Consider the following 233-nt stretch of genomic DNA (forward strand, 5'->3'; position numbering starts at 1 on the left):
AGTGCTGTAATCTTACGATAACCGTAGGTATAGTGGTTAGCTTCACATAATTCAATAACTTTTTGTGTTACAGTATCATTTTTATAGGTTTTGTTTTTCCATCGGTAATATGTTGATTTAGGTATGTTTAATACTTCTAGTATCAATTTGATTGAATAGTTTCCTTTTAATTGATCCACTAAATCTATGACTACTGTTGGTACCACTTCCTTTCCAATGCCTTGTACTTTTTT

The 233-nt window shown here is 30.5% G+C and carries 1 pseudogene; it reads right to left on the reverse strand.

From position 1 onward, the window contains the following. A pseudogene (locus HMPREF3046_RS05040) lies at positions 1-233 on the reverse strand (IS3 family transposase); the annotation flags it as partial.

The sequence above is a fragment of the Staphylococcus sp. HMSC070D05 genome, from assembly GCF_001815595.1.
GTDB lineage: Bacteria > Bacillota > Bacilli > Staphylococcales > Staphylococcaceae > Staphylococcus > Staphylococcus hominis.